The organism is Phycisphaerae bacterium, from assembly GCA_018003015.1.
Lineage (GTDB): Bacteria > Planctomycetota > Phycisphaerae > UBA1845 > PWPN01 > JAGNEZ01.
Window position 1 is genome coordinate 122,040 of the sequence record JAGNEZ010000001.1, and the last position, 14,879, is coordinate 136,918.

Annotated in this window: 8 protein-coding genes; 1 reads left to right on the plus strand and 7 read right to left on the minus strand. The window is 63.4% G+C overall.

The features are described from left to right. Positions 1-2: 2 nt before the first annotated feature. Positions 3-2,426 (minus strand): FAD-dependent oxidoreductase, encoded by a 2,424-nt coding sequence (locus KA354_00435; protein ID MBP7933084.1) that lies wholly within the window; start codon positions 2,424-2,426, stop codon positions 3-5. 210 nt (positions 2,427-2,636) lie between these two features. On the opposite strand from KA354_00435, the gene KA354_00440 reads away from it, so the two are divergent. Continuing rightward, positions 2,637-3,389: a PIG-L family deacetylase gene (locus KA354_00440; GenBank protein ID MBP7933085.1), complete on the plus strand. Its 753-nt coding sequence runs from the start codon at positions 2,637-2,639 to the stop codon at positions 3,387-3,389. 92 nt (positions 3,390-3,481) lie between these two features. On the opposite strand, the gene KA354_00445 is transcribed toward KA354_00440, so the two are convergent. The 6 genes from KA354_00445 to KA354_00470 all read right to left on the minus strand — a co-directional run bounded on the left by KA354_00445 (position 3,482) and on the right by KA354_00470 (position 14,876). Continuing rightward, complete coding sequence (locus KA354_00445) at positions 3,482-7,519, minus strand: hypothetical protein (protein MBP7933086.1); 4,038 nt, start codon at positions 7,517-7,519, stop codon at positions 3,482-3,484. 223 nt (positions 7,520-7,742) lie between these two features. Beyond that, positions 7,743-9,194 (minus strand): type II secretion system protein, encoded by a 1,452-nt coding sequence (locus tag KA354_00450; protein ID MBP7933087.1) that lies wholly within the window; start codon positions 9,192-9,194, stop codon positions 7,743-7,745. Beyond that, positions 9,191-10,639 (minus strand): prepilin-type N-terminal cleavage/methylation domain-containing protein, encoded by a 1,449-nt coding sequence (locus KA354_00455; protein ID MBP7933088.1) that lies wholly within the window; start codon positions 10,637-10,639, stop codon positions 9,191-9,193. The genes KA354_00450 and KA354_00455 overlap by 4 nt, the downstream gene beginning before the upstream one ends. Next, on the minus strand, positions 10,636-11,484 hold the full coding sequence (locus KA354_00460; GenBank protein ID MBP7933089.1) for a prepilin-type N-terminal cleavage/methylation domain-containing protein: 849 nt from the start codon (positions 11,482-11,484) through the stop codon (positions 10,636-10,638). The genes KA354_00455 and KA354_00460 overlap by 4 nt, the downstream gene beginning before the upstream one ends. Further along, positions 11,484-12,497, minus strand: coding sequence for a prepilin-type N-terminal cleavage/methylation domain-containing protein (locus tag KA354_00465; protein MBP7933090.1), 1,014 nt, complete (start codon positions 12,495-12,497; stop codon positions 11,484-11,486). The genes KA354_00460 and KA354_00465 overlap by 1 nt, the downstream gene beginning before the upstream one ends. Before the next feature lie 384 nt (positions 12,498-12,881). Then, a complete protein-coding gene (locus KA354_00470) occupies positions 12,882-14,876 on the minus strand; it encodes a DUF2961 domain-containing protein (GenBank protein ID MBP7933091.1) in 1,995 nt (664 codons plus the stop codon). Positions 14,877-14,879 lie beyond the last annotated feature (3 nt).

Consider the following 14,879-nt stretch of genomic DNA (forward strand, 5'->3'; position numbering starts at 1 on the left):
CCTCAACGCACCTTGTCGTATGGCCACATCTCGATCCCGCCGTCCATCACCCGCACTTGGCGGAACCCGGCATGGCGAAGAATGATCGACGCCTCGTAGGCCCGCAACGAGAGCTTGCTGAAAACCACAATCTCCCGGTCACGCGGCAGCTCGTCGAGGCGGCCGCGAAGCGCACCCAGCGAAATGAACGTCGAACCCGCCAGGTGAATCTGCTCGTGTTCGCCCGGAGTGCGCACGTCGAGAAAAACAAACTCCCGCTTCTCGTCAAGCATCCCGCGGACCTCGGCGGGGGAAACGCCCACCATGTGGCCATCAAGCTTGTTCCGGGCCACATTCGCCGCGGTGATCAGGTTGTCCATGACCGACGAGTAAGGCGGCGCGTAAGTGAGATCCAGGCAGGCAATCTGATCCACGGTCATCCCCCCAATGATCGCCGTCGCCGCCAGATCGATCCGCTTCTCGCCCAGCCCCGGCCCCACCGCCTGAGCCCCAAGCAGCCGCCGCGTCGCCCGATCCACCACCAGCTTGAGCAGCAGCATCTTCGCGTTGGGCATGAACGGCTCCCGGTCCGGCCCGGGAACCAGCACGCTGACCACATCGAAACCACATTCACGGGCCAGGTACTCCGAAAGCCCCGTCCGGGCCACGCAGTACTCGAACACCTTGCACACCGCGCTCGCCAACACCCCCGGAAAACGATCCGAGCCGCCACACACGTTCACCGCCGCCACCCGCCCCTGCTTGCTGGCCACCGAACCGTACGGCACGTACCGCGCTTTCCCCGTGATCAGCCCTCGCGTCTCGACGCAGTCGCCGGCCGCGTAAATGTCCGGATCCGACGTCCGCATCATCTCGTCCACCTTGATCGCCCCCGTCGTCCCAATCACCAGCCCGGCATTCTCGGCCAACTTGACGTTCGGCCGAAACCCGATCGCCAGAATGACCAGATCGGCCGGAAGAAGCCCCCTGTCGGTCAAAACCTCCCGAACCTTCCCGTCACCCTTGAACGCCTGGACCGCCGTCCTCGTCATCATCCGAACACCCTTGGACTCCAGGTGCTGCTCGACCAGCGCGGCCATCTCGGCATCCAGGATCGGAAGCGGCTGCGGCCGACGCTCGACAATCGTCACCCGGCACCCCTTCTCCACCAGGTTCTGCGTGATCTCAACGCCCAGAATGCCGCCCCCGACAATGACCACGTCCCGAGCCTTGCCCCCGGCCAGCGCCGACTTGATCCGCTCCGCGTTCTTCAGCCCGTGCAGCGTGACCACATTGTGCAGATTCGAACCCGGAATGGGCGGAATCGTCGGAACCGAACCCGTGGTCAGAATCAGCTTATCATAAACCAGCGCCGACTCCGCCCCGGACACGCCATCCCGCACCCGAACGGTACGCTCGGCCCGATCAATGGCCAACGCCTCGGTCTGATTCATCACCCGCACGTTCTTGATGCTCTGAAAAAACACCGGATCCCGAACCGCACCCGCCGGCGTGCTCAGCAGCCCGCGAGGATCACCCACCACCCCGGACATGTAGTACGGAAGCCCGCACCCGGCGCAGGCAAGAAACTGGCTCTGCTCCACAATCGTCACCTCGGCGTCAGGCATGAGGCGGATAATCTTGGACGCCGCCTTGGGCCCGGCGACCGAACCGCCGACAATGACCACCCGCAAACGTGCAGGCATGGGCGTTCCTCCCGCCTGGGCAGCCGGAGCGTGATCCGGCCGCGGCAGGCACAGAACAATGCGCGCCCCCCCAAACTCCGATGGCTCGGCCCACACCCTCCCGCCAGCCGCTTCCACCACCGACTTCACAAACGCCAGGCCAAGCCCCGTCCCCGACCGGGCCGAACCCGTCGCCCTCGCCGTGCGATGAAACGGCTCAAACACCTTCTCCCGGTCATCGGCCGCAATCCCCACCCCCGAATCCGACACCGCCAGCAACACCCCACCACCACCTGCATCCGGCGAAAGACTGACCACCACCCGCCCGTGCTCCGGCGTGTACTTGAAGGCATTGCTCAACAGGGCATCGAGAACCTCAGTCATCGCCGGCTCGTAGCCCCGCACCACCGCCAACTCGTCCCCCATGTCCAGCGCTAGGCTCACGTGCGCCCGGCGAGACTCCTCGACATGACGCGGCCAGACCTTCCGAATCAGGGCGGCGAGATCGGCCGTGCTCGTCACCGCCAGATGCGAGTCGCTCGCCCGGGCAATGGCCAGCATGCGCTCCGCCGCCCCAAGCGCCTGCTCGCACCGGGCCAGGGCCTTGCTCACCAGGTCCTTCTGCTGGTCATTGAGCGGGCCGGCAAACTCGCCGAGCAACGTCTTGAGCAACATCGCGGCCGTGGCCACCGGCCCCTTCAACTGATGGGCAACCAGCGACGCATACTTCAATCGCTCAAACTGACTCTCCTCGGCAGACATGCCCGCCTCTCCTCGGCCGAAAGAACGAGCCCATTGTAGCGGCCGACGTGAACTGAAGGCAAAAGAGGAAAACGCGGCAATCAGGGATCATAGTTGACTGCTACACGCTCACCCCAGACCCTTGCCCCCCATGCCCAGTCCCTTGCTTTTCTCCCCCCCTTCCGTTACCAAGATCAGTTTTTGAGCTTAGGCTCAAGGGAGTGAAATCGCATGGCCAAAACCGTCCTGGCTTTCATGGCCCACCCGGATGACGTCGAATTCAAGTGCGCCGGCACCCTCGCCCGCCTTAAACAGGAGGCCGGCTGCCGAATCGTCATCGCCACCGCGACCAGCGGCGACTGCGGCTCCGTCCAGTACCCGCCACAAGAAATCGCCCGGATCCGCAACCAGGAGGCCAAACAATCGGCCGCCATCCTCGACGCCGACTACTACTGCGCCGGGTCGGTCGACCTGCTGATCGTCTACAACGAGAACACCATCCGCCGCTTTACCGAAGTCGTTCGTAAGGCCCAACCGGATATCGTCATCACCGCTCCACCGGCCGACTACCTCATCGACCACGAAATGACCAGCCACCTGGTCCGCACCGCCTGTTTCGCCGCCCCCGCCCCCAACTTCCTCACCTACGACATCGACCCGGCCAAGCCCATCCCGGCCGTCCCTCACCTCTACTACTGCGACGCCGTCGATCACAAGGACATCCACGGCCAGCCGTTCCAGAGCACCTTCGTCGTCGATATCACCGCCGTGCAGCCAATCAAGGAGAAAATGCTCGCCTGCCACGCCTCCCAGCGCGACTGGCTCCGGGCCCACCATGGAATCGACGAGTATTTGGACATGATGCACCGCGCCGACGAAACCAACGGCCGGCTGATCAACCGACCTGCCGGCGAAGCCTTCCGCATGCACGCCGGTCACGGCTACCCGCAGGACAACATCATCACCACATTGCTGAAGACGTGAACAAGAACCGGAGATTGCGGCCAGCAATCAGCAGTCAACACGCGGCAGGCACTCGGCTATCCGCACCTTGCCGACCGCCTCTCCTCCCCCTCTCAGTCGTCCACCGTGTTATAGTACCCGATCGGAGCCGTCTCCGTGATCCGCTCCGGCAAGTCATTGCTGTACAGGCACCGCGTCCGGTCCACGGTCACCTGCGTCCGGAGCCAGATCGGCTGGCCCGCAGAGGTGTCTCCGATCACCGCGTAGATCGTGAACACGTGGCTCTTCACCGTCGCCCAGTCCTGAAGCCGAACCAGAGGCGCGATCCACTGCAGGTATCCCAGGTACGTGAACGGCCGCTGAACGCTCGTGGGATCGTCCGTGGTCGTCTCGTACTGGTAGGAACGGAAGCCCCCCATCGTCAGCGTCTCGTTGGTCCCACCATCCTTCTTGGTACTGACTTCCACCTTGATACTGCTGATCAGATCACACAGCGAGCCGACGGACGCGAAACCCGGCGCACCACTGCTGTTCGCCACCAGCGTCCGGACGTTGCCATCACCCCATTGCACCGACCGGTTCTCGCGATAGCTGACCATCGACCGGGCCCATTCCGCCGAAACACTGGGCAGCCCTACCCCGGTCTTCCTGAAAGCCAGCGGGTCAGCCGGCTTGACGGCGTAATGCTCATCAACCAACGCCCCCATGAACACCGCCCCAGGCCGGCTCTTCAGCTGCTTGAAGCTCGCCGGATCCAGCCGCCAGCTCTCCAACTCGGCCACCGGCAACCCCGAGAGCGGACCACCGTCCATATTCGGAATCGCATTGTCCGAAGCCACCGAGGTCGAGAACGAAGGGATGGCGTCCGGCAGAACCGGCAGACCGTCGAGCACCCACCACGGGGCCAGGTTCACATTGACCCGCCCGCTGACCTTCGGACCCAGCGGCGAGGCGGCATCCTCCACCGGCTCCACCCGCGGATAGCTGCACCTCAAGACGCCGGTCGCATCGTACGCCGCAAACGCATAAGCCCCACCGTACGCCGCAGCGTAGTCCAGCGAGTCAACCATCCCCATACTGTCGGCAGCAGCTCCCGTCAGAGCCTTGGGCAGAGGCCGGACCAACTCCTCCAGGGGCAGCGCCGTGAAGTAGTCGTACACCAGCTGGCCCCACGGCCCGCTGAACCGGCCCTTCTGGCCATCAAGATCCATGGCCCTTTGATCAGTGTCAAAAACAGGTAGATGCCCGTTATCGACCTGCACCAGCTGGCCGAAGACCTGACGCCCCGTCCCCGGCGGCGACTGCGTGGCCGCCACGGTGGCAGGTGTCTGAATGCCGCTGGCAACGTCCTGCCGGTGCGCATAACGAGTCACCAGCAGCAGCGTGCCCGTGGTCGGGAACGCAATGCAGCCACCAGTGTACGGGTCGATGCCGCGATCCGAGGTCACAATCGGGAACGGCGCCAAGGGAGCCTTCGCGGGAAGGTAAACCTTGACCGCGTTGTCCGGTGGCTTGACGAACGGACTGAAGGCCAGAGCACCGCTCGCACTCGCCTCACCAAGCTGGATGCCCAGCGCCTCACGCCAGGCAAGCCACTGGTTGTCGCAGACCACCTTCTTCGGCGCCGGACTGTAGGGCAGCGAGTCCCGCTCGCTGAGCTTGGGCAGGAAACCGGCGGCGGACATGGGATGCGAATTCAGAAGATTGTGCTGCATGCGGCCCTCGCCCACGCCCAGCCGGGTCAGCGGGTCTGCATCATAGTTCAGCGGGAACAAGACCTGGCGCCCCAGCGTGAAATACCAGTGTTGCGGCGGCTCCCCCGCGGGCTCCTTCGGACGCTGGAGCGAAGTGTCCAGCACCAGCAGATCACTGGCCCCCGTCGGAGACTTGATCTTCGCGTCGCTGGTGTCCCACTCACCCGCCCATCGCGTCGCCGGCAGCTGCGGAACCCCGGCAGGGATGACACCCGCTCCCGGATCCGTCGGCATCATCTCGTCGATCACGACTCTCAAGCTACCCCCGCCCACCCCGGAAACGTCCACGATCCGCAGCCCGTTGCGAACCAGCTGCACCGGCTGTCCCGCTCCAATCTTGAAGCCGGTGGCCTGGAACACGTTCTTGTTGACGACCGCGGGAACGGCGAGATTCGGGTCACCGTTGATCGAGTTGATCACCTTCACGGCTTGGTCGGACGCGGTCGAACTCATGATCACCAGGTAGCTGCGCGGGGCAATCGTCTTGGACGGCGTGGTGACCACGTCAACCAGCTTGATGGCACCGGCTACATCGTTGTTGACCTGAAGCTCGAGCCCGCTGAGACTGAGCTCCTCGTCATACGGATTGTAAATCTCAACGGCATAGACCGATCTGCCGTCATCCCGGTTCGCGTTCCAGGCCAGGGGGATCTGCGTCGTGTCCACCGTGATCACCACCCTGGCGTACGCCTCGGTCAGGTATGGCTGCTTCTCAACCCCGAAGACCTTGACCACAGGGGCACCCGCGGGCCACTCAAAGTAGGTGCTCGCCTGGAGCTTGTAGGCGTAGGGAACCGCGGCACCCGCACCCCACTCACTCACGGCCAGCAACGCGGTGTCATCATCAGCGAAATCAACCGTGTTCACCGCCAACTGAGCGGCCAAGTGAATCTGCTGCCGCAGCTGGGCCTCCGTCGGATCAACGTGGGTGCCCGGCACCGTGGTGTGCTGAATCATCGCCAGGTAATAGGCCATCAACTGCTCGACCCGGCGATAGCTCGGAGTCTCAACGAAAGTGGACCCGCTGTAAACCGGAACGAGCACGTCCCGCAGACTGAAGGCCGTGCGGAGCCCGGCTGTATTGAACTCCAGCGAATTGCCCGGGACGCCGTCCAATACACTCCCAACCCGCCCGACCGCGTTCGCCGGGAAGTTGACCGCGTTGGCCGGATCCGGGTTCAGAATGTAGTAAAGGCCGCGGTAGAAGTCCCTGTACGTCGGATCAGCGACATTGACCCCCTTCTCGAATCGCCCTTGCTCATCCCGGTTGGGCCGCAGGATATCATCACTGCTGAAGGCCGTCACCAGATGCCGCCGGTCGTAAGTGTCCTTGCTCGCCGTGTAAGTGCTCTCCGCCCGCCCCTCATCCGAGGGCGTCAGCCGCAGCTGGCACCAGTCGCTGTCCGCCGGATCTCCCCCGGCCGGACTGTTGTCCAGAGGCCAGTAATGAGGCGTCCGCCCCGTGATGACGCTCGACGCACCACTCGGAGCTTCATACCCCAGAGTCACCGGCAACCAGTGAATCACATTGTTCAACGCCAGCTGGCTGGGCGTCACATCCGTACCATTCGCGTTCTTGCCCAGGCTCTTCGGCAGCATGAACCGCCTGCGAATCGCGGCTTCGTCCGTCGCCCCGAGAACAACCTTCTTGTCCAGAAACAGCGAGGATGGGTTCGCACCAAAACCATCCTCCGCGTGGAACACCTGATCCAGCAGCGTCGGAGCGGTCTGCCGGTCCAACAGAACCATGCCTCCGTGCGGAAGAACACGAAGATCAGCCTCGTACGAATCACCAAACAACCCGACCGAGTTGACGTCCCCGGTCTTCATCGAGTCCTGGAGACCGTCCCCGTCCGCGTCCCGCACCGGACCCCGGGTCAGCCCCACGCCAGTGATCTTGTTGGCCCCGGGTCGCAAACCGGAAGTGGCCTGCAGCGTCGCGATGTCAACGTTGTCAACCGGCCAGGAGGAGGCAAACAGGGCCCAGATCTTGCCGTTGCTGCCAAGCCCCGCCAGATACGGCTCCGCACTGCTCAGCAGAAGATCACCTTCACGTACCAGCGTTTGAGCGTTGACCGAAGAACCTGACCACAACCCGGCCAGATCCCCGTAGTCCTCGATCACCGAGGTCTCAGCACCCCAGCCGCGGTTATAGGGCGTTCCATCCTTGCCGACCACGTCCTCACGAAGCGCCGAAATCGCCGGCTCCAGAATCGTCTTGGCCACCGCATCAATGCTCTTGCCCACCTCGGCCGTACGAGCCGTCTGCCGCTCAAACCGGGAAACGATCAACAACGTCGAGCCAACGATGAAGAGCATCGCCAGCACACCCACCACCAGGATCATGACTGTCCCGCGTCGCCGCGTTCGCTCAGTTTGTCTTGTTCGGGGCACCATGGTCAGGTCTCCATTACTACATCCAACCCCTTTTACGACTGGACCAGGTGACAAGTCCAGAAGATAGGGACAAGTCCAGATGGAATCGAACGATCGGCAAACACAGGCCTATCGGCCGGTTCAAGCCAAAACGAGAAATGGTAACCGAAAACCGAGACGACCGAAACACCACCCGAAACTCACGCCCACCGTCGCTTCAACGCCCCCCCCATCCCCAACCCGCCTACTCCCAGGCATGCACGATGGTCTGAACAACCGGGTCGGTCAGCCGGCGGCTGGCGTCGAAAAGCCGAATGGTGATCCGAACCGCCTTGGGCCAGCGGAAGGGATTGCTCTTGTCGCGAAGATCGACATCGTTCGTGTTCGCCTCCGGATAGTCACCCGGACTCGTCGATAGCTTCGACCAGACCACCACCTGACCGCTCGGAACGGCCTGCCAGCGAATCGGCTGCGGCTTGGGGTAATACTCCTCCGCCGTGCCCTTGGCATCCTTGTCCTGATCAAGCCATGTGGCCACGTCCGGTTCGTTGGTGGAGGGGTTCAACGCGATCTCCCGCGGATCGTCGTAAGTGTACTCGACCTTGAAGTCGGCACAACCCGGCAGGAAATAAGCCGCTAGCCGCTTCTCCATGCCCAGCGGCGGATTCGGGTCAATGAAAGAGCGGCTGGAACCGGGGCGGCTCGGATCGTGCACATAGAACCACTGGGGCCAGTACGCCGGCGAACCCGAAGACCCGAAAGTGGGAAACACCGTCGTCGTCGGAACATACGTCGTATACCCCGCGTCCAGCGCACCCTTTCGCCGCCAGATGTTCCCGGCACGGGTATACCACTTCTTGTCCGCCAATACGAAAGATCCGCCCGGGCTGAAATACCGGTTGGGATCCCAGAGGAACTTCTCGCCCGCCCCAACAAAAAACGAAAAATCCAGATTGGCCTCATCGTAGTGGAAGTGGCCCGGCCAGACACCACTATCGAACGCGGACCACGCCTCACGGTAGACGTCCGCGTAGGTGTCCGGGGTGCCGGTCTCGCCGGTGAACGCCACGCTGGTCAAAGGCCAGACACCAGTGTTGGCCCCCGCGATGCCCAACTTGGTGAAACCAACAATCCGCCGGGCCAGATGCCACTGCGAAGCCGGAATCGCCGAGGGCGACCCCTCAACCATCCGCGTCGTGCCCGGCAGCCAGCTCCCATTGGTCGGGTTGAGCCGGGCAAGGTTCGCATGACCGTAGACCACTTGCCGGTACTGCTCGAAGGTCGGACCCGAAGGACCGGGATCGAAGACAAACGGGTCGAAGTCCTGCTTGTTGAGCAGCATCAGGACATCCGCTTGATGCGGCGCCGGCGAGACCCCATTGGTCCGGTCATCGGCGGTCAAATGGGCACTCACCGTCACCCCCGCGATCGCCAGGACGCCATCCGTCGGTACCACGGCCTGCAAATCCTGCTGGATACTGTCCGTGATCTGACGAAGCTGGCGATACAACGCCGTCGTCGCCTGGGCCGTCCCGCTGGCCTTCCCGGCCGTCGAGAAGATCATCCCAATCATCGCCATCAAAGCCAGCAGAATCGCCACCGACACGATCAACTCAACCAGGGTAAACGCCCGACGCGTCGATCCCCTCTGACTGACCGCCACCCGCCGACCGCTGATCGCTCGGTACTCCGTCACGGCGCCACCACCTTTCGCAGGGCGACGCCCACCACCGGCGAGCGGCTCTGGAAGCTCACCCCCGTCGTGCTCCGCTCCACCGCCGGCGGAATGACCCACGCCAGCACGTCCTGCGCCGACCCCTTGCCTCGGGCCACCGTCAGGCGCGACCAATCGTTCACCGTCGCGGTGTAGGTGTACTCGTCCCAGGCCTTCGGCGAACTCAGTACCTTGACCTCCGACGCCAGTACCCTCTGAAAAGTCCCCGCCCGGAGCTGCCCCTTCCCTTGGGCAATGATGAAATACGATCCCGCAGGCAGCAGCCGGGCAACCTCCGTGGTACAGTACACCTCGCCGCTCTCCAGATTCACCGCCATCAACTTCACCAGCCACGGAACCGGAAAAACCGAGTCCTCCTCCGCCGCCGGATCGGCCTGCGGCTGCCAGCAGGCATCCAGGTGATCCGCGCTGTTCGATGCGAAGTCAAAATCCACGTTGTACCCGCCGCCCCCCGCGATGCTCTTCTGCCGGGCAAACCTCGCATTGGCATCCCCACGATACAGCGTCACCACCGTCACCAGCATCTCCGCGTGCTTGGGATCGGCCAACATCCGGTGGCTGAACGCCAGCCAGGAATACCGCCGCGAGGCCAGGTCCCGAAGAACATCGGTCAGCGTGTTGATGCCCACGTCCTTGGGACGCCACACCGAGGCCGAGTAAGCCGAGTAACCCGTCGAACTGGACATCCCATACAACTCCGCCGTCGGAAACGGCGGATACACCTGATCAAGCAGGTGGATGCGAGGCAGTGTCACCACCGGCTGTGGGTGATTGTTGTCCGAGCGAAAGGTCGGCAGAACCATGGTCCTGACCACGGCGTCGATCGTCTTCTCTGGAGCCTTCTGGGCGACATCGCGGTAGTCGGCCGGCAGGTTCTGGGCCGGAACCACGGAAACGGCATCTTCGGGAGCGAGCTCGCTCGGCCAGCCAGTCTGCTCGGTGAAGACCCGGCACTTGGCAATGAACTCCGGCACCGTCTGCTGTACCGGAACCAGGCCCGGCCAGTTCTTCGGCGCCCAGACATACGGCGGCCCCACCTGAACCCCGTAGCTCGCCTTCAGCGAGCCAACCGATCCCACTAGGAGGTCAATGACCTCCTGCTGCTGCAGACTGATCTGGCCATTGGCACTCATGTCCGTCCGAAGGATATCCGGAACCAGAACCCGGGCAGCGGCAGGAACGGCAGCCGTGTCCGCAATCTTGTCCAGCTGTTTGTATCCCGGCACCTTGACCGTCAGCATCGCCATGCCGACATCCGTCACCGCCTGCGAAATGTCCATCTGCACCGTGTCACGGGTCAGGTCCAGACCCACCGGGAAGATCGTCGCCACCATCACGATCCCGATCCCCAGGATCATGATCGCGATCATCAGCTCCAGCAGCGAAAAACCCTTGCGTCTGGTCATGGCTGGGCACCCTCCACCAGGGTCCCCGTCGCCCGATTGACGAACAGGACCCGGGCGCTGTCTCGCAGGAACGCCACCCGCGCCTGGCTGTCCTCGGACGGAATGCTCTCCCATTTCTTGCGGTCGTACAACAACAGACTACGGGCGGATTCCATCGGATGAGTCACATACCGAGCCCAGATGTAGCCGGTACCTGCTTCTATGTAGGGCTGGGTCATGTCGGCGTAGGAGTTGTCACTGGCCTTGAACCGCGTCAGCTCGCCATTGGAGCCGATGACCACAAAAAACGTCTCAATGGAATTGTAGGGCACCGGCGGGCTCGGCGCCCCCAACGCCGCCGGTATATAACTCAGCTTGCTCCCGGCCAGCGAGACCAGACTCAGGGCACTGGACGGAGCAACCCAGAACCCGCGAGGCAGGTTGAAAACCTTCGATTGCGGATCGTGCCGGAAGGCCGCATCCTTGAGCGGAGCGTAGGTGAGAATCCTGGCTCGCTGGTGGTCCAGCCATACCACCCCCTGGAAACCCGAGTTCGTTCGATCCTGCCCGGCCACGTCAACCATCAGCCCATGGTCGTTGACCTTGTAGGCCCGCTCAAACCGGATCGCCACCGGCAAGCCCGTGGCCTGGGCCGTGGCCTGGGCCGCAGTCAGCAAACCGTTGATCGTGCTCACCGCCTGCGATTCCTCGTTCGACGACAGCATCGGCCCGATCGCCGGACCCGTCAGCGAAACCAGCAATACGATGATGCCAACCACAACCATCAGCTCGATGAGCGTGAAACCACCCCTCATCGCTGACCCCTGACCGCCGATCGCTGACCGCTGAAAGCTACTCTTCATCATCACGGACCCTTCAGGATCACATCATCACTGACATCCTCGGACGAAAACGGACCGGCGAACACGCCATCCGGCCCCGCCGACCGCAACTCCCACGAGGCCTGGTACGCGTACTTGTCCGCAATCGGATCCCACCCCACAGGCTCCTTCACCGAGTAACGCAGCGGACGCTTCCAGGCATCGATGATCTCAGTCAGGTCCACCATCTTCTCGGTCCTCTCCGGAACAATGACCCCACCAGCACCATACGACACGTCGGGAAGATGGGCTTTCCCGTTGATCGTGTTCTCGAAGGCAATGTCCTTGTCTTCGTTGGCCTTCGACGCGGCCGGCAACTGGTTGAGGATCAACCTGGATTCCGCACACAGTTCGTTGAGGCAGAACACCAGGCACTCAATGCTGGCCGCGTCTCTGCCAGGATCGGGAGCCACCCAGGCCCAGCTCCCAGGGTTGGTCGGATCCCGCCGCAGGTGCTCCCAGGGACCATTCTTGACCGCCCCCAGCAGAAAGCCATACTTCACCACCGTCTCCCCTGTCGTCTCCCCCGTCCAGATCTCCGAGCTGCTCCACGCCGGAAGCACGACCCTGAGATCAACCGGATCCAAACGAGGATCCAGAATCCTGCCCGTCGGCGTCGGGGGCAACGTGCCGAAAACATCGGACAGCCGCTCCGCCCTCCAGTCGTTGGGCGCAGGCTGCCCGGTGGGACGCAAACGCACATAACCCGACCTCGCCAGCGGCCGAGCGTTCGAGAACGCCGTAATCCCCTGCTCCAGCACCTTCATCGTCGCCAACGTCTGGCTCCGTTTGTTGCGTTCCAGCAAACTCGCAGTCACCGGGGCAATGATCGCGATTAATAAGGCGAGGATGCCAACAACGACCATCATCTCGATCAACGTGAAACCCACACGCAACCACAAATGCTGCGCGCTCACCGCCGATCGCCCCCGCCGCCCGGTCGAATGGCCAACGGCGCACCACTCCCGTCCAACCCGCGATGTATGCAAGGTTTTCATGACGCCATCCATTCTCGCCATCCCCAGGTGTCGAGCCCTCCGCCACGATCGACCCACCCACACCCAGCCCGACTTTAACGTCAGTATAGAGGATGACTTACGATCTGTCGAGATGAAAGACCGCCTTCCGCGTTCAACCTCAGCATTCACCCCTCATCCCCCCCCCCACGAGCCAGGAGAACACGCCAACCCTTGGCTTCGTTTGGCGCTCAGCCTTCTCCCGGCAATCGACACCCCCAACCCGGCACAACCCCCATTGGCTTCGTTTGGCGCCCGACATTCTCCCAAAACCAACACGCCAGCCCCCGACCACGACCCCCATTGGCTTCGTTTGGCGCTCCACCGTCACCTCGACCGGCCACCCCATCCGCCCTCCCCTCGGCGTCAGTCCTTCCGCTCGCACACAATGCTCACCAGATCGATTCCCAATCCCGTGGAACTGGAGTTATTACCAACCAGCTTCATCATCAGGTCGTTGTTCCCTTCGACCAGATCCATGACCCCCAGCGGGATCACCTCGCTCTTGACCCGGCTCTCCGCGTACATGTCCACCGGCTCGCCCACCGGGGCTTCGTTGTCAAACAACTGCACCTTCGCCTGGGCGGGCCCTTTCACCACCTCGACCGAGACCGCGTACCGACCCGTGGCCGGCAAATCAACCGTCAGGCACAGGAACGGCGGGCCGAACCAGTCATGCTCCTTGGCCGCCTGCAGCGAGGTGAACCGCACGTCGTGGCCACCCACCTTCTCGCCCTTCTTGGTCAGCGTCGCCCCGTCAAAGGAGAACCCCTTCACCGGAATGTTCCACCCCGCGGCAAACGTGATCCGCTTGGGATCCACCACCACCCGCCGACCCGCTTCCGGAACCGTGCCGCAACCGGCTGGCGTGTTCTCCGAGTAGAGCAAGGTCAGGCCCGCGTAGTCGCCCTGCTCGCTGTTCTTGTCCCCGCCATGCTCGATGCACTGGCGAAGGCTCTTCCGGTAGGCGTAGGCGTCGGTGAGCATGAAACGATAGGCCCCGGTCCGCCCGAGGTGCTTCATATAGTCCAGGCAACCACTCAACGGGAACGATCGCCGCTGATCCCACCGGCCGGGTACGTCATACCACCCGCCGTTGAAAAAGTCCTCCGAGCCGGTCCCGTGGATGGTCAGCTCACCGTCGAGCCAGGTCTGGTCGTCTCCTTCGAAGAACAGCGTCCCCCCCGGCCGCTCACCCTGGGCCTGGATCAGGCAGGCAACCAGGTGACCCCGGCCCGGTGTGTCGATGAAGGTGAACGGCTCACCCCGGGTCGTCGGGTTCTCACGCCGCCACAGGGCGTAGAATCGGCCCTCGTCGGCCGCCCGCGCGACGGCCGAAACCACCACCTGCCCGGTCACGCCAATGGCCCCGCCGTCCTTCCGCTCGGAGACCAGCTCAAGCTTCGCCGACTTCTCGAACGGCATGGGGAAGTAACAGTAGCCCTCGTCATTCCTGGTACCGAGCATCAGCCCGGTCATGGCCGGCCGACCCCACGCCGAGCCGAAGAAATCCCCCACCGGGCAGAGGATCGCTGGCCCCGAAGCCCCATCCCAGGTCACCTTGAGCAGCACGTCGCGGGCCTTGCCGCCCAGTTGACTCATCGGCCCGATCCGCAAACCGACAATCCGGCCACCCTGGTCGGTCTCGAACAGGGTCGCGCTCGCCCCCGGCTTGAGCACCGCGGAAACGGCATGGTCCGCCGCGACCGCCCCCGCCGGACTGCCGAACGGGCTGATGTCTCGACCGCTCGAGCCGAACAGCCTGCAGGCCTTCTCCTGGTGGGCGAGATACTCCGGCGACGACTGGGGATCGAAGCTCTTGATCGGCGCATCGTCCGGGTAGGTGGCGTAGTTGATCTGGTAAAACTGGATCTTCTGAGCCTTGGCCAGCACCTTGAGCGACTTCTGGTACGGCAGGGGCACGTAGCAGTAGAACCCTCCCGCCCCGAATCCGACCAGCGGCGAGACAAACGGAGCCTGTTTGCCCATGAAGATCTCCCGGAACTTCACCTCGATCCGCGGAACCTCCTCGCCGTCGAAGTAGAACCCGAAAACGTCGTCGGTGGGCGTGGGCGTCCACAGACGGTACACGATCCCCGGCCCTTTCAGGTCCGCCAGGACCAGGCCGTCCGCCTCCTTGCGCACAAAAGAGTACTTGCCGGAGAAACCGTCGTCGTTGCCGCCGCTGCGGTCGTAGCTCGAGATCGACGCCACCTTGACCGAGTCCTTGAACATCGGCAGCCGATCAAGCCGGTACAGCTCCTCGATGCCCAGAACCCACCGGTCCGGCGCGGCCGACGCCGGGGCCGCAATCCCGGCCAACATCGCCACCGCGAACAAGGCATAGCCCGCACCATGCATGAC

Coding starts and splice junctions, on each gene's coding strand:
- KA354_00435 (MBP7933084.1), bottom strand. CDS start 2,426: ATGTCTGCCGAGGAGAGTCAGTTTGAGCGATTGAAGTATGCGTCGCTG.
- KA354_00440 (MBP7933085.1), top strand. CDS start 2,637: ATGGCCAAAACCGTCCTGGCTTTCATGGCCCACCCGGATGACGTCGAA.
- KA354_00445 (MBP7933086.1), bottom strand. CDS start 7,519: ATGGTGCCCCGAACAAGACAAACTGAGCGAACGCGGCGACGCGGGACA.
- KA354_00455 (MBP7933088.1), bottom strand. CDS start 10,639: ATGACCAGACGCAAGGGTTTTTCGCTGCTGGAGCTGATGATCGCGATC.
- KA354_00460 (MBP7933089.1), bottom strand. CDS start 11,484: ATGATGAAGAGTAGCTTTCAGCGGTCAGCGATCGGCGGTCAGGGGTCA.
- KA354_00465 (MBP7933090.1), bottom strand. CDS start 12,497: ATGAAAACCTTGCATACATCGCGGGTTGGACGGGAGTGGTGCGCCGTT.
- KA354_00470 (MBP7933091.1), bottom strand. CDS start 14,876: ATGCATGGTGCGGGCTATGCCTTGTTCGCGGTGGCGATGTTGGCCGGG.